Below are 24,905 nucleotides of genomic sequence, written 5' to 3' on the forward strand. Positions count from 1 at the left end.
AGTCACTCCGTCACACGGTAATGGAGTCCAAATGTGTTGCGCCAGAGGCTATTTCGCGCTGAGTTGCCCCAGGATACGTTCGAGATCGTCGACGCCCGCGAACTCCACGGTCAGCTTTCCACGTCGTTTGCCCATGGCGATGTTGACTCGCGTGTCGAGCCGGTCCGAGAGTGACGCGGCGAGATCGTCCAAGCGCGGATCGCGCTCGGTCGAGCGGGCAATGTTCTTCGGCTTGGTGCTGTCCCCGCCAAGCGCCACGATTTCTTCGGTCGAGCGCACCGAGAGGCCTTCGGCCACGATCCGTTGTGCCAACCGCTCCATCGCGGCGGCATCCGGCAGCCCGAGCAACGCACGTGCGTGGCCGGCGGACAACACACCAGCAGCCACGCGACGCTGCACCAAAGGGGGCAGCTTCAACAGGCGCATCGTGTTGGTGATCTGCGGGCGCGAGCGACCGATCCGACCGGCGAGTTGCTCGTGGGTGCAGGCGAAGTCGTCGAGCAACTGCTGGTATGCCGCAGCTTCCTCGAGCGGATTGAGTTGTGAGCGATGCAGGTTCTCCAGCAACGCATCCCGCAACAGATCGTCGTCGCTGGTGCTGCGGATGATCGCCGGAATCGAGGACAAACCTGCTTCACGGGTTGCACGGAGCCGGCGCTCACCCATGATGAGCTCGAAACGCACCCCGTCATCGGTGACGTCTTCTGCGTCGATGGCACGAACGACGATCGGCTGCAGCACCCCGATCTCTCGCACACTGTGCACCAATTCCGCGAGATCGTCCTCGTCAAAGACTGTCCGCGGCTGACGTGGGTTGGGCCGGATGCTGAGCACATCCAACTCTGCGAACTGTGCGCCCGGAACGGCGGCGAGCTCAGAACTGGGCGTGACTGAAGCTTCATGGTCGGCCCCATCGGCAATGTTTCCCGTGAAACCATCGCTGCGACCAGATCCCACCGCGCCGGCAGGTGTGGATCTGACGTGCTGCTCGGCCGTCCCGTGGCCAGCTGCACCCTCTGATGTCGAGCCATCGGTGCCCGCTGCGGCATCCGGGACGCTCGCATGATTGTTTCCCGTGAAACCGTCGCCGCTCGGAGCTTCAGGAAAGAAGACATCCGACGGGCGCGAGGCGCCGGTGGTGGCCGGTGCTGTCGGTATCAGTGCCCCGAGGCCGCGACCCAACCCGCGTCGCTTGTCGCTCACAGTGAGCACCCCGCAACTACGCACGGCAGAGAAGTCATCATGTCGGAATCCTAGTGGTCCTGCGTCGGATCAATAACTCGAGAAGTGCGGCGCGGGGTGCGCAGATGTGGTGCTACGAAGAGGCTCGGAGCGCTAGTTCTTTCGCCGCCTCGAGATACGACAGCGCACCGCTGGACGACGGATCATAGGTCAGCACGGTCTGCCCATGGCTGGGTGCTTCCGAGATCCGCACCGACCGCGGCACCGAGACCTTCAGCACCTCGTTCGGAAAATGCGCGCGCACTTCGTCGGCCACCTGCGACGACAGCCGAGTCCGTGCGTCATACATCGTCATCAGGATCGTCGACACGTGCAGCGTGGGATTCAGATGAGCGCGGATCAACTCGATGTTGGTCAGAAGTTGGCTCAATCCTTCGAGTGCGTAGTACTCGCACTGGATCGGGATGAAGACCTCTGTGGCCGCGACGAAGGCGTTCACGGTCAACAGACCAAGGCTCGGTGGGCAGTCGACAAGGACATAGTCGAACAGCTGATCCGGACCGGCGTCCTGCTGAAAGGCATCAATCGCCCGTTTTAGTCGCGACTCCCGTGCAACGAGGGAGACCAGCTCGATCTCGGCGCCGGCAAGATCGATCGTCGCCGGAGCGCACCAGAGACCCGGCACGTCAGGACACTCCTGCACGACCGTGGCGAGCGCGGCACCCTCGACGACCACGTCGTAGATGCTCGGAACATCGGCATGGTGGTCGATCCCGAGTGCTGTGCTGGCATTGCCCTGCGGATCGATGTCGATCACCAGCACGCGAAGGCCGGCCTGGGCGAGTGCAGCGGCAATGTTCACCGTCGTGGTGGTCTTGCCCACCCCGCCCTTCTGGTTTGCCACGGTCATGACGCGCGGCACCGCAGGACGGTGGATTTGCGTCTGCTCCACCCGCCGGCGGCGTTCGTTCTCGCGCATCAGTGCCTCGGCCAGTGGTGAATCCGATGTAGTTGCTTGTGCGCGCGGAGCCGGCGGTGAGGACGCTGCTTCTACGGGGGCAGCAGGCGCCACATCACCGGACGCGCCGGTGGCCTCTGCCGGCGCCGGTCGCGATCCGCTGGTCGCGGCGGACGAAGAATCGGCGTCAGCCGTGGGCTGCGGCGCATCGGAGTGCTGAGTCGACCCAGCACCTTGCTGTGCGGATGTTTCACGGGAAACAACACCGGCCGAGGCCGGTGAAGTGGCGACCTCAATCGTCGCGACGACACGCGAGATGGGAGCGGTGGCGACCGGGCGCCAGCCGACCGGCTGCGCGGAAGACGACGTATCAGGCACCGGCCATCCTGTCGGCTGAGCCACGTCTGCGGTCGGCATCGTCACGCGTCTTCTCCTGATATTTGTTGGGCGGAAGCTGTCGTTTGAATCGGCCAGAACAGCTGATGCCGGTAGATCGATGCACCGAGCGCGGGTCACCCACCATCGAGTCGGACGGCAACACCACCACTCGTTTCACAGTCGCGCGCGACGCGAGCGTTTCGACTTCTTCGAAGCTGCACCGCTCTTGGACAACCGCTGCGGTCTGCCGACCGTCAGCCGAACCACTGTCGTGGGTTCATCCAACCATTGCGCCCCGCATTCCACGACATCCGCACCTGTCACGCCCACGGCAGCCAGCACCTTCTCGCTCTGCTCGACATCGGCCGCCGCCGACGATCCACGCATCGGGAGCATGACGCCACCGGGTCGCAGCAGCGGAGCCGACCAGGTCGCAAGGTTGTCCAACGCCGAAACGGCGCGTGAGGTGACCACATCCACTGGTCCGATGGCGTCCCACAGTTGTTCGGCACGACCGCGCTCGATCACGACGTTGCTCAACTCGAGATCATCCACGACCCGCTGCAACCAGGTGACCCGCCGCAACAGCGGCTCTATCAGCACGACCTGGAGATCCGGCCGTCGGATGGCCATGGCGAGCCCAGGCAGTCCGGCTCCCGAGCCGACGTCTGCGACAAGTTGATCCTGTCCGATCAACTCAGTCACGACAGCACAGTTCAAGACGTGACGCGACCACAGGCGCGGCGCCTCGCGCGGCCCCAGCAGTCCGTGACTCACACCAGTGTCGGCAAGGTGTGCGACATACCGCTCGGCAAGTCCGAATCGATCGCCGAAGATCTGGGAAGCCGCAGGTGGAGCCACTGGAGCAACCCCGACAGGCAGCTGCGCGTCCGCGTCAGGCCCCTGTTCCACGTGAAACCACCTCAGTCGGCGGTCGGCACCACGACGACATAACGCCGCGGGTCGACGCCCTCGGATTCAGATCCGAGTCCCCCTGCGAGCACAGCGTCGTGGACAACTTTGCGCTCGAATGCGGTCATCGGTTCCAATGCCACCCGCTGTCCGGTCTCGCGCGCCTTGGCGACCGCGGACTCGGCCAACGCCACGAGAGTGGCGCGACGCTCAGCACGGAAACCCGCGACATCGAGCATGAGGCGGCTGCGCTGACCCGTCTCCGCCTGCACGGCAAGGCGCGTGAGTTCCTGCAACGCGTCCAGCACCTTGCCGTCGTGTCCCACGAGGCGACGTGGCACTCGGCCGTCTTCGGAGTCGACGATCGACACAGAGGCACGGTCGCCGTCGACGTCGACATCGATGTCGCCGTCGAGGTCAGCGATGTCGAGCAGAGTCTCCAGGAAGTCGGCCGCGATCTCACCCTCACGATCCAGCGACACCGGCCCTGCCGCGTCGCGCTCCTCGCCCTGCGCTGCGACGTCGTCAGTCACCTGATCGATCTCGTCCGTGTCCGGCGTCGTGGTCACGTCAGTCATGTCGAAAACTCCCGTTTCTTCGGCCGCGTCCATCCGGTACGCAGCACCTCTTGAGCTGTATGGCGGAGCTGCACCCGCAGCAAACCTGTGTGCAGATCACGCGGTTGGTTCAGCGCAGAGCGGTCAGCGTTTGCGCTTCTTGTTGGTTCGCTTGGGCTGCACTCGCTGCCCAGAGTTCTTGCCGGCGGCCGAGCCTGACGGCGTGGCCAACCCGGGCGCGGCAGCCGGGGGCGGAGTCTTACCCAGATCGATGGCGATGTCGCCGACCTCAGCGCCTTCCTTGTGCAGACCGGGGATGGTCAGCTTAGTGATCGGCTTGCCCTTGGCCTGGCGACGTGCCTCGAGGGCGCGCTCCGCGGCTGAGCCGGGCGCCGGCATACGGCGGATCGTGTAGAACTGCTGGCCCATCGTCCACAGGTTGGTGGTCACCCAGTAGAGCAACACACCGATGGGGAAGTTCACACCGGTGATCGCGAAAAAGACCGGCATGATGTACATCAGGTACTTCTGCTGCTTCGCCAGTGGGTTGTCCAGAGCCGATGCCGGCATGTTCTTGCGCATCAACTGGTGCTGGGTGGTGAACACCGTGAGCGACATGATCACGATCAGCACTGCCGACAGCAGACGTACCGAGGCGACCGGCGAGTCTCCCGGGTGCAGGAACGCCGAGGACAACTGCACGTTGAACAGCGTCGATTTCTCGGCCTGACCGGCCAGCTCCTTGGTCATCCAGCCGATCGGGCTGTGGTGTCCGGAGCCGATGTCTTTCAGGCGGTCCAGGACCCGGAACAACGCGAAGAAGAACGGTGACTGCAGCAGAATCGGCAAACAGGACGAGAACGGGTTGGTGCCGGTGCGTTTGTACAGCTCCATCGTCTCTTCAGTCATCTTCTGACGAGACTCGGCGTCCTTCTTGCCTTTGTACTTCGCCTGGATCTTCTGAATCTCAGGCTGGATCAGCTGCATCCGGCGCGACGATTTGATCTGCTTGACGAACAGCGGAATCAGCAGGATTCGCAGCACGATGACCAGGCCGACGACCGACAGACCCCAGGTCCAGCCGCTGGCCGCCGGCATGCCGATGGTGGTGAAGATCCGGTGGAAACCCACCATCACGAAGGCAACGAACCATTCGAGGGGGTAGAGGATCGTGTCGAAGAAGTTGTAGATGGCGCAGTCCTTCAGTTGAGCGGAGCAGTCCGGCGGGACTGACCGTCCGCAGGTGCCTTAGGCGGAACGTGGTCGACGCCGCCAGGGTTCCAGGGGTGACAGCGGGCGATGCGGCGAACCGCCAGCCAGCTGCCCTTGACGGGACCGAAGCGTGTGAGTGCCGTGATGGCGTATGCCGAGCAGCTCGGCGTGAAACGGCAGGTCGGTGGCAGCAGTGGTGACAGCAACAGTTGATAGACCCGCACCATGCCGATCAGCGGCAGTGCGAGCACTCTGCGGACGTTCACCGGTCGGCTCATCTGCTCGCATCGAGTGCCCGCGGGAGCAGTCGGTCCAACTCGGCGCCCAGCATCGCCGACGAACCAGCGGCAGCCGCCGGATTGGCACGTATCACGACGTCGGTGCCGATCGGCAGGTCGCTGATCCGGGCGGCCATCAGGTGCCGCAGAACTCGCTTGGTACGGCCGCGGACGACAGCGTTCCCGACTGCCTTGGACACGATGAGGCCGACGCGGGATGCCGGATTTCCGGTGTCCCGCATCGACACCACCAGAAGCTGACTGGCGGCACGTCCGGAACGACGACTGCGCAACACTGCGGAGAAATCCGCACTGTCGCGCAGTCGATGAGTCGAAGGCAGCATCACCGCTCGCCTCCCGCAGAAAACGAGGAGATCAGGCCGAGATCTTGGCGCGGCCCTTGGCGCGGCGTGCTGACAGAATCGAGCGGCCGGCGCGGGTACGCATGCGAAGGCGGAAGCCGTGCGTCTTGGCGCGGCGGCGGGTGTTGGGCTGGAAGGTGCGCTTGCTCACGTTGTCTCCGTCGAACTGGCCGGGCGGGATTGCCCGATCGTGCAGGTCAGTGTCTTCGCCCTGCGACCCGCGATCGCGCGAGTCGACCACCGGCCAGGCAGCGTCAGCCGCGCCAGGGCATGGTGGGACGAAGAAGATTCCGATCTACGATACGGGCGCCCGCTCGGCATGGTCAAACTGAGCATGACGGCCCTCGGTCGTACTGATCACGAATGGCGTGGAGTCTCTTGAGTCGCGCGTGCCACTCGACACGCCGACGAGACCAAATTTTTAATCTTCTCGGCTTGCCGCGCGAGCCCCGGAGTTGTTAGCGTCAACGCTTCCGCGACCGCTCCTCCTCTATGCACACCCTGTGGATAACTCTGTGGACAATGCGCCTACCATGGCACGCTGGAGCACCACCGCACAGGATCTGCAGCAGCTATCGCAACAGGAGGAACCACTGTCGTGAGCGAACCGGACATCGATCTGGCCCACGTCTGGCACGGAGCACTTCTTGCGATCGAGGATTCCGGCATACCTGCTCGTGACCGCGGATACCTGCGTCTTGCTCGCCTCGTCGGTCTCGTCGGTGACACCGCTCTGCTCGCAGTGCCCTTCGACAACACCAAGAAGTTCGTCGAGACCACGCTGAACGCACCGGTGTGCCGGGCACTCGGCGAGCGGTTGGATCGCACCGTACGGCTCGCTGTCACGGTCGATGAGAACCTGCGGCCCGCCGAGGACGACCACAGCGAACTGCCCCCGTTGGCACAGGACGAGCCGGAGGACCTGTTCGCCTCGGCCGCGACGGTTCAATCCCAGCGGCAGCCGGTTCCCGACAACGTCGTCAGCATGCAGAACGCTCGGCTGAATCCGAAGTACACCTTCGACACCTTCGTCATCGGTGCCGGCAACCGGTTCGCGTGTGCAGCGGCTCAGGCAGTCGCGGAGACCCCCGCTCGGTCGTACAACCCGCTGTTCGTCTACGGCGACAGCGGGCTCGGCAAGACCCATCTGCTGCACGCCATCGGCAACTACGTGCGTGAGTACTACCCGCACATGCGCGTGCGATACGTGAACTCCGAGGAGTTCACCAACGACTTCATCAACTCCATCCGCGAGGGCGACGCCCTCGGCTTCCAGAAGCGCTATCGCGACAACGTCGACGTGCTGCTCATCGATGACGTGCAGTTCCTGCAGGGCAAGGAGAGCACCCAGACGGAGTTCTTCCACACCTTCAACGCGCTGCACAACAGCGACAAACAGATCGTGCTGACCTCCGACCAGCCGCCGAAGATGCTGTCCGGTCTCGAGGAGCGCATGCGCTCGCGTTTCGAATGGGGCCTGATCACCGATGTGAAGCCGCCGGATCTCGAGACCCGCATCGCGATCCTGCGCAAGAAGTCCAACGCGGAGTCGATGCGCACGCCGGACGAGGTCCTCAGCCTCATCGCCAGCAAGGTGCCCAGCAACATCCGCGAGCTCGAAGGCGCGCTCATCAGAGTCACGGCATACGCCTCGGTCTCCAACCAGAAGGTGACGTCCGAACTCGCGACCCACGTGCTCAAGGACCTCATGCCCAGCGCCAGTGCCGGGCAGATCACCGTCACGACGATCATGAGCCAGACCGCGAAGTACTACGACGTCAGCATCGAGGAGCTGTGCGGGTCGTCCCGGTCGCGCACGCTGGTGAACGCGCGGCAGATCGCGATGTACCTGTGCCGCGAACTCACCGACCTGTCACTGCCGAAGATCGGCCAGCAGTTCGGTGGGCGTGACCACACCACGGTCATGCACGCCGATCGCAAGATCCGGCAGTTGATGGGCGAGCGCGCTCATCTGTACGAGCAGATCAGCGAGTTGACGACGCAGATTCGACGCAACACCGCCTGAGTCGGTCGCGCGCGGGTCGTTGCACCCCAGGATCAAGGCGCTCGACATCCACCACACACCAGTCAGCGCACCAACGGCAGTGCGACCTCGTCGACGATCGACACCAGGACCTCCTCGGGTTGCGGCTGCTGCGTCATGAGGACCTCGTTGCGATACAGATCGAAGGTCACCGCCCGCACTCGCGGGGTCAACTTCGCCGGGTCCGCCTCACCCCGTGCCACTGCTCGTTCGAAGATCTCGTTGAGCACCACATCACTGCCGGTCATCTCGTGTCTGACGTCGGCGAGGGTGGCATCGGCCTCGCGGTAGAAGGCCCCCAGTTGGGTCACGATCAGCGTCACGACGGGCGCCCGCAACTCGTTCGCGCGCCGCAGCATCGCCAAGAGGTCTCCGCGGAGGCTCCCGGTGTCCACCGAGCCCAGGGTCTCGCGCGAGACATAGTGAACGAGCGCCGCGCGCACCAGGTCCGGCTTGGCCGACCAGCGTCGATAGATCACCGCACGGCTGGTGCTCGCCCGATCGGCCACCGCCTCGATCGTGAAATCGTCATACCCGCGCTCGGTGAGTTCCGCCCAGGCGGCGTCGAGCAGTGCCTCCTGCAACTCGTTGCCGCGTCGACGACGCCCCGATGCACTCTCTTTAAGAGACATTGCGTTTCCTATCAAACAGTGCTTCACTGTTTGTAAGATACATATCGTCTCTTAAGGATTCCAATGTCACGACTTTCCTCACCTTCCCCTAGGACCGAACCGGCTCCGATCGATCCTGCCGTATGGCGCATTTTGGGCGTCGTCCTCCTCGGAGCCGTCGCCGTCCTCTTCGACACAACCATCGTCTCGGTCGCGCTGCGAACGCTCACTGTCTCGCTCCACACCTCGGTTGCCACCGTGCAATGGGTCAGCACCGGATACCTCCTGGCCATGGGCGTCACGATCCCGATCGCAGCCTGGGCACAACGGGTCCTCGGCGGCCGACGACTGTGGATCCTCGCGCTGTCGATCTTCCTTGCCGGCTCAGTGCTCAGCAGCGTGTCGTGGAACATCACCAGCCTGATCGCCTTCCGCGTCGTGCAGGGGATCGGCGGCGGCATCATCGTGCCGCTGACCTCGACACTCATCATCCAGGCTGCCGGCGGCCGCCAACTCGGGCGAATCATGTCGGTGGCCGGTCTGCCGGCCGTCCTCGGGCCGATTCTCGGGCCGGTCATCGGTGGATTCATTCTGGAGCACCTGCACTGGTCGTGGATGTTCTGGATCAACGTCCCCTTCTGCGTCGCCGGCATCGCCTTGGCCCTGAGGTACCTCCCGGCGGATCCACCGATCTCGCGCCATCGCATCGACGGCATCGGCTTCGTCCTGATGGCACCAGCCTTCGTCGGACTGCTCTACGGCCTCAGTAATGTCAGCAAGGCGGGCGGGTTCAGCCGCACCGACGTGGTCTTTCCGCTCGTGCTCGGTGGAATTCTGCTCGCGGCATTCGTCGGTTGGGCATTGCACCGCCGCGGCCGAGCGCTGATCGATCTGACCCTGCTGCGGCATTGGCCGCTCACCTCGTCCTCGATCCTGCTGTTCCTGTCCGGTGCGAGTTTGTATGGCGCAATGCTGTTGCTGCCGCTGTTCTTCCAGGAGCTGCGCGGTCAGAGCGTGTTGATGACCGGCATGCTGCTGATCCCCCAGGGCATCGGCACGCTGATCAGCCGCAGCACGGCCGGACGTCTTTTCGACACGATGGGCGCCCGCTGGCTGGCGGTCGCGGGATTCCTGCTCGCCGCTGCCGGCACCGTGCCCTTTGCATATGCCGATGCCCACACCTCGGTCCTGTGGCTGATGGGGGTGCTGCTGCTGCGCGGCATCGGCCTGGGTGTCGCGACGGTTCCGGTCATGGCGATCGGATTCCAGGGGTTGCGCAACGAGCAGATCCCCGACGCGAGCATCATCACCCGCATCGCCCAGCAGATCGGCGGCTCGTTCGGAACGGCCGTTCTTGCGATGGTTCTGCTCGACACCCGGACGTCGGCCACGACGCAGTCGGTGACTCCGGGGTTCCATGCGGCCTTCTGGTGGGCGACCGCTCTGACCCTCCTCGGCATGCTGTTGTCGCTCGCACTGCCCTCGAGCCCACCGCCGGCGGCTGCCGACAGCGCACCCCATCCACAGAGAGGCACAGCGTTATCCCCAGAATCTGTGGATAACAATGAGGTTGATGTGGCAGCTGAATCCCGTGTGAATGTCGTCGGCGAACGTCCCTGACCCCGTCATACCGCAGTAGTCGCAGTTACATGCAAGGTTCATCCGACGTTCACCCGGCGAGGACACCGTGCGCATTCCACACCCGTGTTCGGTGCGTTGTCCCCAATGTGTGGATAACACTGTGCGTAACTTCGTTCGAATTCGAGGCCGCGGTCGACGCTGCCCGGTGTGCTCGCCCACAGCACCATGTGTGCAACAACCCTCGCGGTGTGAACATCAGGACGTTTGCGGGTCGCTTGTCTGGGGACGGCGTGTGGACACAGATCGGGCACCCACAGCCACCCGTGTTCACGCACAGTCGTCGCCCACCGGATATGCCCAGCACAGATCAGCGTCATACCGGGCCCAGAGGCTGTTCTCCACAGTTTCCACAACTGCTATGACGACTACCAACGTGATCAATCTGCAGTTTCGCGCCCAGCCGACCGGTGATTAACAGGCCGATGAGCGAGGATCCGCCAGTCGATGACACCCACCACGCTCGACACGTACCCGTATGGCGGTGGGTGCGTCGAGCCGACTAGGGTCGGCTGCACGTATGGCCACTGACCATGGACACTCGTGCCGTCGACGCACCACTTCGACAAGGTGGCAGTGACGGTTCCGCACTCGTTGAACGGCTCCCTCGTGAGCGCACTAGCAAGGATGGTTGGCACGTGAAGCTCCTCGTCGAACGCGATGTCCTGGCCGAAGCCGTGACCTGGGCTGTCCGTGGACTGTCCAGCCGCCCCGCGGTGCCGGTGCTCGCCGGAGTACTGCTGGACGCCGGCCCGGACGGCCTGACCCTGAGTGCCTTCGACTACGAGGTGTCGGCCAAGGTGACGGTCGATGCCCAGGTCGACGAGCCGGGTCAGGTGCTGGTTCTCGGGCGTCTGCTCGCCGAGATCTCGCGTTCGTTGCCGGCCAAGCCGGTGACGATCTCCGCCGACGGCAACAAGGTCGAGGTCACCTGCGGATCGAGCCGGTTCTCGCTTCATCAGATGCCGACCGCCGACTACCCCACATTGCCCACCTCGCCGGAAGCAACCGGATCGGTCGAGGGCGACGTCTTCACCCAGGCCGTGGCCCAGGTCGCCATCGCCGCCGACAAGGGCGACACCTTGCCGATCCTCACCGGGGTGCGCGTCGAGATCGACGGCGACAAGCTGAGCCTGCTGGCCACCGACCGTTACCGCCTCGCACTACGCGAACTGACCTGGAACCCATCGACTTCCGATGCCGAGCACGTCGCGCTCATCCCGGCACGCACCCTGCTTGACACAGCCAAGGCACTCGGCGCCTCCGGATCCGTGCAGGTGGCGCTCGGGTCGGCCGCCGGTGGTGAAGGCCTGGTCGGTTTCGAGGCCGGACAGCGCCGCACCACCACGCGCCTGCTGGATGGCGAATACCCCAAGGTCACCTCGATCTTCCCGACCAGCGTCGACACCGTGGCCGTCATCCAGACCAGTGCGCTCGCGGATGCGGTCAAGCGCGTCTCTCTGGTTGCCGAGCGCAACACCCCCGTCCGGCTGCGCTTCACCGACGGTCAGGTGGCGATCGAGGCGGGCCAGGGCGACGACGCCCAGGCGTCCGAGGCGGTCGAGGCGACGCTGACCGGGCCTGAGCTCGAGATCGCGTTCAACCCGCAGTTCTTGCTCGACGGCCTCGGCGCGATCGGCACGGCATACGCCCGGTTGTCCTTCACCCAGCCGTCTCGGCCCGCCGTTCTGTCCGGTCAGGCGGAGGCCGAGGGCGACGCCGACGAGTCCTACCGCTATGTGCTGATGCCGGTGCGCTTCGCGAGCTGATTCACCCTGACGTGATGTACCCCGTGCCGGGCCCCTGCGGTGGCCCGGCAGGGCACACCCAGATCGCGCGAGTAGCGTCGCTGACGGAAGGGGGCGCTGCTCGCGCCACGACACGAATTTCTACGAAAGGCGCAGCATGCAACTCGGACTGATCGGCCTGGGCAAGATGGGCGGCTTCATGCGCGACCGCATCAAAGCGGCCGGGCACGAGGTCGTCGGCTACGACACCAACCAGGACATCTCGGATGTCAAAGATCTGAAAGAACTCGTCAGCAAACTGGACGCCCCGCGTCACGTGTGGGTGATGGTTCCGGCCGGCAAGGTGACCCAGTCGGTCATCGACGAGCTCGGCACCTTGCTCGAGCCGGGAGACCTGGTCGTCGACGGCGGCAACAGCAAGTTCACCGACGACGCGAAGCACGCCGAGGAACTGTCGGCGAAGGGCATCGAGTTCGTCGACTGCGGCGTCTCCGGCGGCGTGTGGGGCCTGGACAACGGATACGGACTGATGGCCGGTGGCACCAAGGAGAACATCGACCGGATGATGCCGATCTTCGACGCGCTGCGCCCTGAGGGGCCGCGCGACGAAGGCTTCGTGCACGCCGGCGACGTCGGTGCCGGTCACTACGTCAAGATGGTTCACAACGGCATCGAGTACGGCATGATGCAGGCCTACGCCGAGGGCTACGAGCTGCTCGAGGCCAAGGAGATCGTCAAGGACGTCCCCGCTGCGTTCAAGGCATGGACCCGCGGCACGGTCGTGCGTTCCTGGCTGCAGGAGCTCATGGCGGCCGCTTTGGAGAAGGACCCCGACCTGTCGGATCTGTCCGGATTCGTCAACGACTCCGGCGAGGGTCGCTGGACCGTTCAGGAGGCCGTCGAGTATGGCGTGCCCATGCCGGTCATCTCGGCGTCGCTGTTCCAGCGGTTCTTCTCCCGTCAGGGTGAGAACTCCCCCGCCATGAAGGCCGTCGCAGCGCTGCGCAATGGTTTCGGTGGCCACGCGGTCACCAAGAAGGGTGAGAAGGGCATCGTCACCGATCACTGATCGGCGCAGCCCTGCTGACTGACCGGCCGACCCTCTGTCGGCAGTGGCCCGACGACATACGACAGCCGCGTCATACAACTCGGATTTCTCCGAACGTATGACGCGGCTGCTGTCTTTCCAGGTGCTGTCTTCCCAGGTGGCGCCTGTTCAGGTGGGTGTCGGCCGCTACTTGCGCGTGACCGGGCTGCGGTGGGATTTCTTGGCGCTGGGGGTCTGCGGACCCTCCAGCACCGTGTTGATCCAGGCGAAGACCGCCGGTTCCTCGTCGCCCCAGGTGCGCCAGTTGTGCCCGCCGGAGGACAGCACGAACGGTGTGGCGAAGACGGTGGGCCAGCGGATCGCGCGCTGCAAGGTGATGATGTTCTCCACCGGACTGTCCAGGTCCTGCTCGCTGGTAGCCGCCATGAGCTGCACCGGGGGCGCCGATCGTGCCAGCCAGACCGGGCTGTTCACCAGACGCAGGGTGTCGTTCGGTAGCACACTCGGGTCGCCGGTGAACGGGTCGGAATCCATGCCGGCGCCGATCCCGAAGATCTTGGGGTACTGCATCGGCAGCTTGATCGCGCAGAAGCCACCCGTGGAGAAGCCCGCGAGCGCCCACGCCTTCGGCGACTTGATGACGCGGAAGTGGCGCTCGATGAAGTTGGGCACGTCCTTGGCCAGCCACGTGGCGTTCTTGCTCTGTGGGGTGTCGGAGCAGTCGGTGTCGACATTGCCGGGGTTGATCGTCGGCATCACGATGATGGCCGGCTTGAGCTTCCCGTCAGCCATCATCCGGCCGAGCGTCTGCGGCATACCGCCCTTGGTGATCCAGTCGTGGGCCTCACCGGGCACGCCGTGCAACAGCATGATCACCGGAAAGTTCGTGTGCTTGTAGGCAGCCTCGGAATACTGCGGCGGTGTCCAGATGTAGATCTCGGCGGCCAGTCCCGAGGCCGGTCCGCGGAAGAACGTGCTGACCGTGCCGGCATCGGCCTTGCTGATCGTCGCCACCTGCGGCGGCGGTCCGGCCATGACCAGGTGACTGGGATTGTCGGTGCCGAGCAGGTCCGACCACGAGGCGTAGAGGCCGAAGTGGTTGTTGACCCAGGTGGCCATCAGCGCGATAGCGACGACCTGGCAGACCACGAGCATGAACAGTCGTTGCAGCGTCTTGACCGCGACCGGTCCGAGAACCCTGTTCCACAGCAGCAATGCGGCGATCACAGCCAGCACGGTCAGCACGATCAGCGTGTAGTAGAACGGCTGCCCGGTGAGGCTCATGGTGCGCTGGTGCTCCTGGTCGTGATGATGGTCCGGAACCCGGGCCGATCTGCTGACGTATGACGGAGGCATCGGCCGATCGGCTGATGAGAACCCTTGTCAATTCCCGCCAGGATGAAAGTATTTCGCGAGTCTGGATGTTTTCTGGACGTTTGATGTACGAGCGATAACGACGCGATCGCACCTAGACTCACTGGCGTGTTCGTGCGCCGGCTGATCCTGCAGGACTTCAGGTCCTACGCATCAGCGGACCTTGAGTTCGACGCCGGAGTGAGCACTTTGGTTGGCCTGAACGGCCAAGGGAAGACGAATGTCGTCGAGGCGCTGGGCTATCTGGCCAGTCTTTCCTCCCACCGAGTCGCGCAGGACGCCCCATTGGTGCGCGCCGGCGCGGATCAGGCGGTGGTGCAGGCGGTCGTCGAGCGGGACGGCCACCAGACACAGCTGCAGTTGGAGATCAATCCCGGCCGGTCCAACCGTGCCCAACTGGGTCGCTCTCCGCTGACCCGGCCACGGGATCTGCTCGGATCTCTGCGCACGGTGTTGTTCGCTCCCGAGGATCTGGCACTGGTCAAGGGTGACCCGAGCGAGCGCCGCCGGTTTCTGGACGATCTGCTGGTGGCTCGGCAACCACGCTGGGCTGCCGCGCGATCGGACTACGACAAGATCCTCAAGCAACGCAACGCTCTGCTGAAAAACGCTCGTACTGCAGCAGATCGGGGCGCAGCTTTGGCAACCCTCCCGGTCTGGGACACCCATCTGGCACAGGTGGGAGCCAACTTGGTCTATGCCCGATTGCGCCTGCTACGCGATCTGCAGCCCTATCTGCGGCTCGCGTATGACGAGGTCAGTGCCGGCCAGTCCGACGCACGCACAACCTACCGAAGCTCGCTGTACGACGAACTCGCCGAGCAGGTGGCCGCCGGTGAGGTGCCGGACGTCGCCGATCTGGAGGCCGGGTTCGTCAAGAGCCTGGAACAGCAGCGCGGACCTGAAGTCGATCGTGGCATCACCCTCGTCGGCCCGCATCGTGACGACGTCGTCCTTCAGCTGGGTGCGCTGCCGGCCAAGGGATATGCCAGCCACGGCGAGTCATGGTCCTTCGCGCTCGGTCTGCGCATCGCTGCCTTCCAATTACTGCGGCACGACCTCGGGTCTGATCCGGTGCTCGTGCTCGACGACGTCTTCGCCGAGCTCGACGCGGGCCGACGACGACGCCTGGCGCTGATGGTCGGCGATTGCGAGCAGGTGCTCATCACTGCTGCGGTCGGCGAGGATGTGCCCGAGTCGCTGCACGGCGGCCGATTCACCGTCACGCTCGGATCGGTGACCAAGGCATGACTCGACGTGGGCCAAGCAAGCCGGACGCATCGGCTGACGACCAGTCGGCTGACGATCCTGTAGAGGTCGCCGGTGGAGACGATAGGCCCGCGCTCGCGCCGGAGGATGCTGCCGAAGATCAACTGGTGGCTGCGCGTGATGCGCTCAGGAGGGCTCGAATCACCGCACGCGACAAGGGTTTTCGGCCCGGTGCTCCTGGGCGGCGGAAGCGGACGGCGGCAGACCTCGGCACCGGTCGTCGTCGTGACGACGGCCGTGACCCCGGGGTGTTGGGTGACCAGCTCGACAAATTGCTGGTGGAGCGGGGCTGGCAGGTGGACGTCGCGGCCGGCTCGGTGATGGGTCGCTGGGCCGAGATCGTCGGCGCGGATGTCGCGGCGCACGCGACGCCGGTCACCTTCAACGACAACGTGCTCACGGTGCGCGCCGAGTCGACCGCGTGGGCCACCCAGTTGCGCCTGCTCAGCTCCACCCTGATGGCAAGGATGGAGGAAGCGGTCGGACCGGATGTGGTGCAGGAGATACGCGTCGTCGGCCCCAACTCACCGAGTTGGTCACGCGGTGTCCGCAAGGCTCCCGGCGGCCGCGGACCGCGGGACACCTACGGCTGAGGCACCCGCACGGTTGGCTCAATGAGGGTCGATCCGCCTACAGTGGCCCGCACCAAGCAACCGTCAAGGAAGCAGTCAATAACGTGAGTCACGACCAGCCCGGTTCGGGCGACCCGCGCGGGGGCCGGGACGACTTCGACCATTTCTTCACCGATCGCAATGGTGGCGGCCAGCCGCCGCAGGACCCGGACGCCACCGTCTGGGGTGGCGCGGGTGAGCAGCACGGCCAGGCTGAGCAGGGTGCCTACACCCAGCGGATGCCGGCGCGACCTTACGAACCGCAGCAGTACGACGCCGAGTATGACGCCGGCTATGCCAACCAGCCCCGCGAGGACTATGGCCGGCCCCAGGGCGGCGGCTACTACGACGAGCCGCCGCGCAACGGAAGCAAGGCGCTGGCGCCGATCCTGGTCATCGTCGCCTCACTGATCGTCATTGCACTGGTGGCCTTCTTCGCGCTCCACCACTCGTCGTCCAAGGACAACGACGCCGCCACGACTCCGTTGCCGAGTCAGACGAGTCAGTCGACCCCGTCCACGACGCAGTCGCAGTCGCAATCTCAGAGCCCGAGTCAGACGCAGAGTTCGCCGGAGTCGAGCACCGACCAGTCGAGTTCGTCGGACTCTCCCTCGTCCAGCGCCAACCCGCTCTTTCCTTCGTCGGCGACAGCCTGCCCAGGAACCTCGGAATACGCGACGGGGCCGAAGACATCGTGCCCGTTCGCAGCGGTGGTGGCCTCCACCTACGCCGCCAAGAAGGATTCGTCCGGTAACGCGACCTTCTCGGCGGTCAGCCCGGAGACCGGTGACACCTACCAGGTCAGCTGCACCTCGGGGGACTACGTCACCTGTGTGACGACCACCAAGGCGATCGTCTACATCGCACCGTCGCAGTAGCGTCGCTCGCGTTGTACGGGCACGGGGACGTACAGGGAGTCGGTCGGCGGCCCGATTGGGCGGCATACGCGCATTGAGGCGGTGTCAGCGCACAACCTCACCGCGCCAGCCGGTAGACTGGTCACAGGTTTCGCGGCATACACCGTCAGCGGCTCGCCCTCACCCGAGGACGAGCCGCGTGTCTGCCCGGATCACCCGTGATGCGCCCAGCCCTAAGGAGCACTGTGCCCGACAATCCCGAGCAGAACCCGGGTCAGGACGACGTATCCGAGAACGGAGTGGTCGAGGGCGCTGCCACCGGCGCGCGATCAGCCGGAAGCATCGATGAGGGCGCCTACGGTGCTGACGACATCCAGGTGCTCGAAGGTCTGGAGGCCGTGCGCAAGCGGCCCGGCATGTACATCGGCTCCACCGGTGCGCGCGGCCTGCATCACCTGGTCTGGGAGATCGTCGACAACGCCGTCGACGAGGCGATGGCCGGCTACGGCGACCATGTCGAGGTCACGATCCTGGCCGACGGCGGGGTGCGCGTCCGTGATCATGCCCGCGGCATACCCGTCGAGGTCAACAAGGCGTATGGCGTCTCCACGGTCGAGCTCGTGCTGACGCAGCTGCACGCGGGCGGCAAATTCGGCGGCGGCGCCTACAAGGTCTCCGGTGGTCTGCACGGCGTCGGATCGTCGGTGGTCAATGCGTTGTCGACCAAGATGACCGCAGAAGTCCGCAGCGGCGGCAAGGTCCATTTCATGGAGTTCGACCACGGCGAGCCGGTCGCGCCGTTGCAGGTCGTCGGCACCACGGACCCCGATGACACCGGCACCACCATTGCCTACTGGGCGGACCCGGACATCTTCGACACGGTCGACTACGACTTCGAGACCATCCGTGCGCGCTTTCAGCAGTACGCCTTCCTGAACAAGGGTCTGGCGATCACGTTGACCGACGAGCGTTCGCAGAATGTCGACGACGCCGCCGAAGAAGAGGCACTGGCCGGCGCCGCCGCGCAGGACGGCGTCGAGGACGCGTCCGGCAAACCACGCACGATCACCTACCGCTACGACGACGGCCTGATCGACTACGTCAAGCACCTGAACTCGTCGAAGAAGAGCGACCCCGTCCACGACGACATCATCGCGTTCGAGCACGAGGACCCCGACCGGCTGCTGTCGGTCGAAATCGCGATGCAGTGGACCACGGCATACAGCGAGTCGGTGCACACCTACGCCAACGCGATCAACACGCACGAGGGTGGCACCCACGAAGAAGGCTTCCGCGCGGCGATGACCACGCTGGTCAACAAGTTCGCCCGGGACAACAAGCTGCTCAAGGAGAAGGACGACAACCTCACCGGTGACGACATCCGCGAAGGTCTGACCGCCGTGGTGTCGGTGAAGCTCGGCGAACCGCAGTTCGAGGGCCAGACCAAGACCAAGCTCGGCAACTCCGAGGTCAAGGGTTTCGTGCAGGGCGCTGTCCGCGAAGAGTTCGAGCACTGGCTGGCACAGCACCCGCGTGAGGGTCAGGCGATCGTCCGCAAGTCGGTGCAGTCGGCAGCGGCACGTATGGCGGCGCGCAAGGCGCGCGAGGCCACCCGGCGCAAGGGCCTGCTGGAGTCCGGCGGTCTGCCGGGCAAGCTGAAGGACTGCCAGTCCAACGACCCGACGATCTCCGAGGTCTTCATCGTCGAGGGTGACTCCGCCGGTGGCTCGGCCGTGCAGGGGCGCAACCCGCACAACCAGGCGATCCTGCCGATCCGCGGCAAGATCCTCAACGTCGAGAAGGCCCGCATCGACAAGGTGCTCGCCAACAACGAGGTGCAGGCGCTGATCTCGGGCTTCGGAACCGGTATCGCCGAGGACTTCGACATCAGCAAGGCGCGCTATCACAAGATCGTGCTGATGGCCGATGCCGACGTCGACGGCATGCACATCCGGACCCTGCTGCTGACGCTGCTCTTCCGCTTCATGCGCCCGCTGATCGAGGCGGGGTACGTCTACCTTGCGCAGCCGCCGCTCTACCGCATCAAGTGGAGCAACCGCGAGCACGAGTTCGCGTTCTCCGACAAGGAGCGCGACGGCCTGATCTCTGTCGGCACGGCCGCCGGTGGCCGGCTGCCCAAGGAGAACCCGTTCCAGCGGTATAAGGGTCTGGGTGAGATGAACTACCAGGAGCTGTGGGAGACCACGATGGACCCCGACCACCGCACCCTGTTGCAGGTCACGCTCGACGACGCCGCTGCCGCCGACGAGATCTTCGCGATCCTGATGGGCGAGGACGTCGAGTCCCGGCGAGGGTTCATCCAGCGCAACGCCAAGGACGTCCGGTTCCTTGACATCTGACGAAACACGCAATGGAGGTTGGCCGCGAGCGCAGCGAGTGGCCGGCCGCAATGGAGTGTGAGGAAGCTGTCACAGCGGCTCGACATCTGATGGTCGACACAAGCACCGCCATACACACTTATCGCCTTGATTGACAAGGAAGTTCATGACTGACGACACAACGCCGCCCGGCGGTGAAGGCCGGTCGAACATCGACCCGATCGACCTCAACACCGAGATGCAGCGCAGCTACATCGACTACGCGATGGCGGTCATCGTCAGTCGTGCGCTGCCGGATGTGCGGGACGGCCTCAAGCCGGTGCACCGCCGCATCATCTACGCGATGTATGACGGGGGCTACCGCCCCGACCGCGGTTACAACAAGTGCAGCCGCGTCGTCGGTGACGTCATGGGTCAGTACCACCCGCACGGTGACTCGGCGATCTACGACGCGCTGGTCCGTCTGGTGCAGCCGTGGTCGATGCGCTATCCGCTGGTCGACGGCCAGGGCAACTTCGGCTCGCCCGGCAACGACGGCGCTGCCGCTCCGCGGTACACCGAGTGCCGGATGGCGCCGCTGGCGATGGAGCTGGTGCGCGACATCGACAAGGAGACCGTCGACTTCGAACCGAACTACGACGGAAAGACGATGCAGCCGACGGTGCTGCCGGCGCGCTACCCCAACCTGCTGGTCAACGGCTCGGCCGGTATCGCTGTCGGTATGGCGACGCAGATTCCGCCGCACAACCTGCGTGAAGTGTGTGCCGGTGCGACCTGGCTGCTGAACAACCCGGAGGCGTCACGCGAAGAGCTGCTGGAGAAGCTGCTCGAACTGATCCCCGGTCCGGACTTCCCGACCGGCGCGCTGATCATGGGCCACAAGGGCATCGAGGACGCCTATCGCACCGGTCGCGGCTCGATCGTCATGCGCGCGGTCGTCAACGTCGAGGAGATCCAGGGCCGCCAGTGCCTGGTGGTCACCGAACTGCCCTACCAGGTCAACCCGGATGCGCTCGCCGAGAAGATCGCCATGCTGGTGCGCGACGGGAAGATCGCCGGAATCGCCGACCTGCGCGACGAGACCTCCGGTCGCACCGGCCAGCGCCTGGTGATCGTGCTCAAGCGCGATGCAGTCGCCAAGGTGGTGCTGAACAACCTCTACAAGCACACGCAGCTGCAGCAGAATTTCGGCGCCAACATGCTGGCACTGGTCGACGGCGTGCCGCGCACGCTGCCGGTGTCTGCCTTCGTGCGGTACTGGTGCGACCACCAGATGGATGTCATCCGGCGCCGCACCGAGTATCTGCTGCGTGAGGCCGAAGAACGTATCCACATCCTGCGTGGCCTGCTCAAGGCGCTGGACCAGCTCGACGAGGTCATCGCCCTCATCCGCCGCAGCCCCTCGGCCGACGCCGCCGAGACCGGGCTGATGGAACTGCTCGAGGTCGACGAGATCCAGGCCCGCGCCATCCTCAACATGCAGCTTCGCCGGCTCGCCGCACTGGAACGCCAGCGGATCATCGACGAGCACGACGAGCTGCAGGCCAAGATCGAGGACTACCAGGACATCCTGGCCAAGCCCGAGCGGCAGCGCGAGATCATCAAGGACGAACTCGCCGACATCGCCGCGCGGTATGGCGATGACCGTCGCACCCAGATCGTGCCCTTCGACGGCGACATGTCGATGGAAGACCTGATCCCCCAGGAGGACGTGGTCGTCACCATCACCCGCGGTGGCTACGCCAAGCGCACCAAGACCAGCGAGTACCGCTCGCAGCGTCGCGGTGGCAAGGGTGTGCGTGGCGCGAATCTGCGCGGCGACGACGTGGTGTCGCACTTCTTCACCACGTCCACGCACGACTGGCTGTTGTTCTTCACCAACACCGGCCGCGTCTACCGGGCCAAGGCGTACGAGCTGCCCGAGGGCAGTCGCGACGCCAAGGGTCAGCACGTCGCGAACCTCATGGCCTTCCAGCCCGGCGAACACATCGCCCAGGTCATGACGTTGCGTGACTACGAACAGGCGCCCTACCTGCTGCTGGCGACCAAACGTGGTCTGGTCAAGAAGACGCGCCTGGGCGAATACGACTCGCCACGGTCCGGCGGCCTCATCGCGGTGAACCTGCGCGAGGGTGACGAACTCGTCGGTGCAGGTCTCGCCGGCCCGGACGACGACGTGCTGCTGGTCTCGCGCAAGGGGCAGTCGGTGCGCTTCCACGACACCGACGAGGCGCTGCGACCGATGGGCCGATCGACCTCGGGTGTGACCGGCATGAAGTTCCGTGACGGCGACGAGTTGCTGAGTATGAACATCGTCGAAAACGGTTCTGACCCGGACGTCTTCGTGGTCTTCGAGAACGGTCTCGCCAAGCGGACCGCTGCCTCGGACTACCCGGTCAAGGGTCGCGCGACGCTCGGCGTGAAGGTGGCCTCGTTCTCCGACCGCGGTGGTGATCTGGTCGGCGCGCTGACCGTCGACGAGACCGACGAGGTGCTCGTGGTGATGGAGCGCGGCAAGATCGTGCGCTCGCGGGTCGATGAGGTGCGTCGCACCGGCCGGTCGACTCAGGGAGTGCAGTTCGCCGCTCCGGACAAGGGCGACTCGATCGTCGCCGTCGCCCGCAATGCTGAACGGGAAGTCGAGGACGATGAGGTCGATGGCGTACCGTCAGGCACGTCACCGGACGGCTCCGGTGGCGGTGTCGGCAATGCAACGGTCGATGCGGCACCCGATGCCGCGGATGCTGCGGCCGACAATCCTGACGACGAGCCTGGAGGCGAGCAGTGACCAGCAGCGACACACCGGACGCACGGGGTGGGAAGGCTGCAGCCAGGACTGCCGAGCCGGCGGCCAAGCTGCCGACTCCGGCCGGTCGCGGGGGCGCTGCAACGACCACGACGGCGCGCCCGGGCGCGGCGCGTCCCGCCGCCAAGAAGGCTGCCGGTGGACGCGGCGCGTCGACCGGGGCACGACCGGCGGCGAGGAGCGCTTCCGGCGCGGTTCGGCGGCCGGGCGGGCGTTCCACTCCCCGACGGGTGCGCCTGACGCTGTCGCGCGTCGACCCGTGGTCGGTGATGAAGATCGCCTTCCTGTTGTCGGTCGCTGTCGGCATCGCGATGGTGGTGATGATCGCGGTGCTGTGGACGGTGCTGTCCGGCATGGGTGTCTTCAGTAATCTCAACGATCTGCTGCGCACCCTCGATCGCGAAGGGTCGACCTTCAACATCCTCGATTACATCGGCTTCGGCCGGGTGGTGTCGCTGTCGGTGGTCATCGGCGTCATCGACGTGATCCTGATGACCGCGCTCGCGACGCTGGGTGCCTTCCTCTACAACATCTGTGCGTCGTTGGTCGGCGGCGTTCAGATGACCCTGTCGGACGAGTAGTCCGGCTGCGTGACCTGCGAGGCGAGCGAGAGCTGCGGCATACGTGCTCGTTTTGATTGTGGGGCACGCGGTGAGGTAACCTCGTGCGGCGCCTGCGACCGGCTATCGGTTGCAGGCCTGCATGATGAACGGGCCTATAGCTCAGTCGGTTAGAGCGCTGTCCTGATAAGACAGAGGTCACTGGTTCAAGTCCAGTTAGGCCCACCAACCCGTTCGACGATCTGTTGGAGTTTTCGATGTTCAAGAAGCTGCTCGCCCTGGCGCTCATCGCCGGTGCCGCCGTTGTCGTGAAGCAGAAGCTGGACCAGCAGGGCAACACCAAGGACCTGTGGGCCCAAGCCGTCGATCAGCCGAAGAGCTGACGCGACGCGACGAGATGCGGCGCTTGCCTCGTCCCGTCACCTGACCAAGGGGACTTAGCTCAGCTGGTAGAGCACCGCCTTTGCAAGGCGGGGGTCAGGGGTTCGAGCCCCCTAGTCTCCACTCCACGCGTCTTACTCGAACCCTCGACATCATGCTTGAGGGTTGGAGTGGGACGCTTCTTTTCGCCTTGGTGGTGGTCGGCCCAGCTCAGGGCTTGCTGCTGGGTGTCGGGATCGAGCAGCAGCCCGAAGGATGGGGTTGGCTCGGTGCGGATCGTGTCGTCGGCGTCGAGGTAGATGTGGGTGAGGAACGCCTGGTTGGCCATCCGGCGGATAGTCGCCGAGCCGCAGGCGTAGACGACCTGCCGGTCCCCGGCCAGCGCCAAGCACTCGTGTAGGTGGGTGCGGGCTGAGGCGACTACATGGCCTCGGGCGACACCCCGACCAGGGGATGGGGCGGCCTGGTGCAGTGAGGCTGACCGCTCGGCTTCTGTTGAAGTTCGATCACGTGGCATCTGCTCGCGTCGCCGTGACGGTGACAGCCGCGTAGGTCATCGTGAAGCTGTCTCCAACAGCGTCGATGACAGCACCTTTGCCCCCAAGTAGCACATCGAGCTTGTCTTGGGACAATTGGTTGAGCCCGCCAGCGGTGGGGAGGACGAGAGCCACTGGTCGCGCGTGCAGGTCTGCTGCCGATCCGTGCGCCATCGCTCTGGTTCGCTGAAGCGGCCTGCCCGGCGTATCCCGTCGGAGGTCTTGTCGAAGATTGGGGCGTAGGCGTCGGGGCCGGCGAACATGCCCTGAGAGAACGGTGTGTCGGACAGGATGCGGGCGTAGACCAGCGCAAGCGATTCCGCGAGGTCCGGTGGGAACTGGAAGGTGTTCCATAACGCCGCGAGCCGCCCGCCCGGGCGGAGAACCTGCGCGGCTTTGGTCGCGCCGGCCACAGGGTCGATCCAGTGCCAGGTCTGTCCGGCGATCACGATGTCGAACCTCCGTCCGGCGGGGTCCCAATCCTCGAACTTCGCGATTTCGACCTCGAACCCCTGGCTGCGGGCGAACTCGGCCATTCGGCCGTCAACCTCAACCCCGAGCACCCGACACCCAGCGGACTGAAAGCCCTCGGCGGAGATGCCGGTGCCGATCCCTACGTCGACCCGGGATGACTTGACGACGGCGTGCTGCATAGGAGCAGATGGGTGGGGTGGCACCCATCTGCTCCTATGCAACTCCGCCTGATCACAGGAGTTCAAAGTATCCGGTGTCTGAGACTACTTTGCTCGGGAAGACCGAACCCTTCTTGGCGGCTTCGCGCAGGCGACGGCGGAACTCGGGATCTTGGCTGTCGCCTATATAGAGACTGAGGTCCTCAGTGAGCCAGTGCGGTACGACGGCGACTCGGTGGGTGGTGTGCGAGTCGAGGTACCAGGTGATGTTGAGAACCGAGCCACTTTCCTGCTCGCACCAGGTAGTGATCTCGACGTTCGGTGCGACACGCTGGTAATAGATCCGCTGAATGGCTGATCGACCCGCGTGCGGCCCCTCCACCAGCGTCAGCTTGATGTGGTCCACTGCCATGTGGACGGGTTCGAAGCGCCACGGCTTCGGTTCGAACAGTTCGGCGTTGTCGTCGTACCAACCCCCTTCCCACCAGCGGAATGTCTTGCCGAGCATCGTGTCGACCATCGGATCTCCTTCGCGTTGTTCGGATCGTCAGTCACTGCAACTGTTGCGTGACGTTCGGCTTTCGCCAGACCTCTGGCTTCGGTTTTCTCGAG

24 protein-coding genes and 2 tRNA genes are annotated in these 24,905 nt (G+C 65.0%); 14 read left to right on the forward strand and 12 right to left on the reverse strand.

Translation table 11 applies throughout. The features are described 5' to 3' along the window. Positions 1-48: 48 nt before the first annotated feature. From BKA23_RS13285 to rpmH, 8 genes are all read right to left on the reverse strand, one after another. Positions 49-1,203, reverse strand: coding sequence for a ParB/RepB/Spo0J family partition protein (locus tag BKA23_RS13285; protein ID WP_145229233.1), 1,155 nt, complete (start codon positions 1,201-1,203; stop codon positions 49-51). 112 nt (positions 1,204-1,315) lie between these two features. Continuing rightward, on the reverse strand, positions 1,316-2,557 hold the full coding sequence (locus BKA23_RS13290) for a ParA family protein (RefSeq protein WP_425473777.1): 1,242 nt from the start codon (positions 2,555-2,557) through the stop codon (positions 1,316-1,318). Between the two features lie 135 nt (positions 2,558-2,692). Then, complete coding sequence (rsmG, locus tag BKA23_RS13295) at positions 2,693-3,379, reverse strand: 16S rRNA (guanine(527)-N(7))-methyltransferase RsmG (RefSeq protein ID WP_211841738.1); 687 nt, start codon at positions 3,377-3,379, stop codon at positions 2,693-2,695. Between the two features lie 62 nt (positions 3,380-3,441). Continuing rightward, on the reverse strand, positions 3,442-4,008 hold the full coding sequence (locus BKA23_RS13300; RefSeq protein WP_145229237.1) for a Jag family protein: 567 nt from the start codon (positions 4,006-4,008) through the stop codon (positions 3,442-3,444). Positions 4,009-4,131: 123 nt separating this feature from the next. Beyond that, positions 4,132-5,193 carry a membrane protein insertase YidC gene (gene yidC, locus BKA23_RS13305; protein WP_425473778.1) on the reverse strand — a complete coding sequence of 354 codons (1,062 nt, stop codon included), beginning with the start codon at positions 5,191-5,193 and terminating at the stop codon, positions 4,132-4,134. Further along, complete coding sequence (gene yidD, locus BKA23_RS13310; protein WP_342783615.1) at positions 5,190-5,465, reverse strand: membrane protein insertion efficiency factor YidD; 276 nt, start codon at positions 5,463-5,465, stop codon at positions 5,190-5,192. The genes yidC and yidD overlap by 4 nt, the downstream gene beginning before the upstream one ends. Positions 5,466-5,473: 8 nt before the next feature. Beyond that, positions 5,474-5,821 (reverse strand): ribonuclease P protein component, encoded by a 348-nt coding sequence (gene rnpA, locus BKA23_RS13315; RefSeq protein ID WP_145229242.1) that lies wholly within the window; start codon positions 5,819-5,821, stop codon positions 5,474-5,476. 31 nt (positions 5,822-5,852) lie between these two features. Then, positions 5,853-5,990 (reverse strand): 50S ribosomal protein L34, encoded by a 138-nt coding sequence (gene rpmH, locus BKA23_RS13320; protein ID WP_145229244.1) that lies wholly within the window; start codon positions 5,988-5,990, stop codon positions 5,853-5,855. A gap of 447 nt (positions 5,991-6,437) precedes the next feature. Between rpmH and dnaA the strand changes: the two genes are divergently transcribed. Beyond that, positions 6,438-7,865 (forward strand): chromosomal replication initiator protein DnaA, encoded by a 1,428-nt coding sequence (gene dnaA, locus BKA23_RS13325; RefSeq protein WP_246104652.1) that lies wholly within the window; start codon positions 6,438-6,440, stop codon positions 7,863-7,865. 62 nt (positions 7,866-7,927) lie between these two features. Here dnaA and BKA23_RS13330 read toward each other — a convergent pair whose 3' ends face one another. Then, entirely contained in the window at positions 7,928-8,515 is a 588-nt protein-coding gene (locus tag BKA23_RS13330) for a TetR/AcrR family transcriptional regulator (protein WP_145229246.1), read from the reverse strand. Positions 8,516-8,578: 63 nt separating this feature from the next. On the opposite strand from BKA23_RS13330, the gene BKA23_RS13335 reads away from it, so the two are divergent. The 3 genes from BKA23_RS13335 to gnd all read left to right on the forward strand — a co-directional run bounded on the left by BKA23_RS13335 (position 8,579) and on the right by gnd (position 12,949). Beyond that, on the forward strand, positions 8,579-10,114 hold the full coding sequence (locus tag BKA23_RS13335) for an MDR family MFS transporter (protein ID WP_145229248.1): 1,536 nt from the start codon (positions 8,579-8,581) through the stop codon (positions 10,112-10,114). 656 nt (positions 10,115-10,770) lie between these two features. Next, complete coding sequence (dnaN, locus tag BKA23_RS13340; protein ID WP_145229250.1) at positions 10,771-11,901, forward strand: DNA polymerase III subunit beta; 1,131 nt, start codon at positions 10,771-10,773, stop codon at positions 11,899-11,901. 34 nt (positions 11,902-11,935) lie between these two features. Further along, a complete protein-coding gene (gnd, locus tag BKA23_RS13345) occupies positions 11,936-12,949 on the forward strand; it encodes a phosphogluconate dehydrogenase (NAD(+)-dependent, decarboxylating) (protein WP_145229252.1) in 1,014 nt (337 codons plus the stop codon). Positions 12,950-13,114: 165 nt separating this feature from the next. Here the strand turns inward: gnd and BKA23_RS13350 are convergent, their stop codons facing one another. Continuing rightward, entirely contained in the window at positions 13,115-14,212 is a 1,098-nt protein-coding gene (locus BKA23_RS13350) for an alpha/beta hydrolase (RefSeq protein ID WP_145229253.1), read from the reverse strand. 198 nt (positions 14,213-14,410) lie between these two features. On the opposite strand from BKA23_RS13350, the gene recF reads away from it, so the two are divergent. The 10 genes from recF (at position 14,411) to BKA23_RS13395 (ending at position 23,525) form a co-directional block, all read left to right on the forward strand. After that, positions 14,411-15,553 (forward strand): DNA replication/repair protein RecF, encoded by a 1,143-nt coding sequence (gene recF / locus BKA23_RS13355; RefSeq protein WP_145229255.1) that lies wholly within the window; start codon positions 14,411-14,413, stop codon positions 15,551-15,553. After that, a complete protein-coding gene (locus BKA23_RS13360) occupies positions 15,550-16,164 on the forward strand; it encodes a DciA family protein (RefSeq protein WP_145229257.1) in 615 nt (204 codons plus the stop codon). The genes recF and BKA23_RS13360 overlap by 4 nt, the downstream gene beginning before the upstream one ends. A gap of 83 nt (positions 16,165-16,247) precedes the next feature. Beyond that, the gene (locus tag BKA23_RS13365; protein WP_145229259.1) at positions 16,248-17,060 is read left to right on the forward strand and encodes a hypothetical protein; all 813 of its coding nucleotides are present in this window, start codon (positions 16,248-16,250) and stop codon (positions 17,058-17,060) included. 200 nt (positions 17,061-17,260) lie between these two features. Beyond that, the gene (gyrB, locus tag BKA23_RS13370; protein WP_145229619.1) at positions 17,261-19,399 is read left to right on the forward strand and encodes a DNA topoisomerase (ATP-hydrolyzing) subunit B; all 2,139 of its coding nucleotides are present in this window, start codon (positions 17,261-17,263) and stop codon (positions 19,397-19,399) included. Between the two features lie 145 nt (positions 19,400-19,544). After that, on the forward strand, positions 19,545-22,166 hold the full coding sequence (gyrA, locus tag BKA23_RS13375) for a DNA gyrase subunit A (RefSeq protein ID WP_145229262.1): 2,622 nt from the start codon (positions 19,545-19,547) through the stop codon (positions 22,164-22,166). Then, a complete protein-coding gene (locus tag BKA23_RS13380) occupies positions 22,163-22,765 on the forward strand; it encodes a DUF3566 domain-containing protein (RefSeq protein ID WP_246104654.1) in 603 nt (200 codons plus the stop codon). The genes gyrA and BKA23_RS13380 overlap by 4 nt, the downstream gene beginning before the upstream one ends. Positions 22,766-22,895: 130 nt before the next feature. Next, a tRNA-Ile gene (locus BKA23_RS13385) sits at positions 22,896-22,972 on the forward strand. Between the two features lie 29 nt (positions 22,973-23,001). Continuing rightward, positions 23,002-23,127 (forward strand): DLW-39 family protein, encoded by a 126-nt coding sequence (locus BKA23_RS17850; RefSeq protein WP_211841719.1) that lies wholly within the window; start codon positions 23,002-23,004, stop codon positions 23,125-23,127. 48 nt (positions 23,128-23,175) lie between these two features. Next, positions 23,176-23,248, forward strand: a tRNA-Ala gene (locus BKA23_RS13390). A 31-nt stretch (positions 23,249-23,279) separates the two neighbouring features. After that, positions 23,280-23,525 carry a hypothetical protein gene (locus BKA23_RS13395; protein WP_145229263.1) on the forward strand — a complete coding sequence of 82 codons (246 nt, stop codon included), beginning with the start codon at positions 23,280-23,282 and terminating at the stop codon, positions 23,523-23,525. Between the two features lie 153 nt (positions 23,526-23,678). On the opposite strand, the gene BKA23_RS13400 is transcribed toward BKA23_RS13395, so the two are convergent. Both BKA23_RS13400 and BKA23_RS13405 read right to left on the reverse strand, forming a co-directional pair. Continuing rightward, positions 23,679-24,314 carry a class I SAM-dependent methyltransferase gene (locus BKA23_RS13400; RefSeq protein ID WP_145229265.1) on the reverse strand — a complete coding sequence of 212 codons (636 nt, stop codon included), beginning with the start codon at positions 24,312-24,314 and terminating at the stop codon, positions 23,679-23,681. 52 nt (positions 24,315-24,366) lie between these two features. Further along, a complete protein-coding gene (locus BKA23_RS13405) occupies positions 24,367-24,813 on the reverse strand; it encodes a hypothetical protein (RefSeq protein ID WP_145229267.1) in 447 nt (148 codons plus the stop codon). Between the last annotated feature and the right edge of the window lie 92 nt (positions 24,814-24,905).

The organism is Rudaeicoccus suwonensis (assembly GCF_007829035.1).
GTDB classification, from domain to species: Bacteria; Actinomycetota; Actinomycetes; order Actinomycetales; family Dermatophilaceae; genus Rudaeicoccus; species Rudaeicoccus suwonensis.

Excerpts from the sequence above, each read along its gene's own strand:
- BKA23_RS13290 (WP_425473777.1), bottom strand. The coding sequence starts at position 2,557 with ATGCCGACCGCAGACGTGGCTCAGCCGACAGGATGGCCGGTGCCTGAT.
- BKA23_RS13300 (WP_145229237.1), bottom strand. The coding sequence starts at position 4,008 with ATGACTGACGTGACCACGACGCCGGACACGGACGAGATCGATCAGGTG.
- rnpA (WP_145229242.1), bottom strand. The coding sequence starts at position 5,821 with ATGCTGCCTTCGACTCATCGACTGCGCGACAGTGCGGATTTCTCCGCA.
- BKA23_RS13330 (WP_145229246.1), bottom strand. The coding sequence starts at position 8,515 with ATGTCTCTTAAAGAGAGTGCATCGGGGCGTCGTCGACGCGGCAACGAG.
- BKA23_RS13335 (WP_145229248.1), top strand. The coding sequence starts at position 8,579 with ATGTCACGACTTTCCTCACCTTCCCCTAGGACCGAACCGGCTCCGATC.
- BKA23_RS13350 (WP_145229253.1), bottom strand. The coding sequence starts at position 14,212 with ATGAGCCTCACCGGGCAGCCGTTCTACTACACGCTGATCGTGCTGACC.
- BKA23_RS13360 (WP_145229257.1), top strand. The coding sequence starts at position 15,550 with ATGACTCGACGTGGGCCAAGCAAGCCGGACGCATCGGCTGACGACCAG.
- gyrB (WP_145229619.1), top strand. The coding sequence starts at position 17,261 with ATGCGCCCAGCCCTAAGGAGCACTGTGCCCGACAATCCCGAGCAGAAC.
- gyrA (WP_145229262.1), top strand. The coding sequence starts at position 19,545 with ATGACTGACGACACAACGCCGCCCGGCGGTGAAGGCCGGTCGAACATC.
- BKA23_RS17850 (WP_211841719.1), top strand. The coding sequence starts at position 23,002 with ATGTTCAAGAAGCTGCTCGCCCTGGCGCTCATCGCCGGTGCCGCCGTT.
- BKA23_RS13395 (WP_145229263.1), top strand. The coding sequence starts at position 23,280 with ATGCTTGAGGGTTGGAGTGGGACGCTTCTTTTCGCCTTGGTGGTGGTC.
- BKA23_RS13400 (WP_145229265.1), bottom strand. The coding sequence starts at position 24,314 with ATGCAGCACGCCGTCGTCAAGTCATCCCGGGTCGACGTAGGGATCGGC.
- BKA23_RS13405 (WP_145229267.1), bottom strand. The coding sequence starts at position 24,813 with ATGGTCGACACGATGCTCGGCAAGACATTCCGCTGGTGGGAAGGGGGT.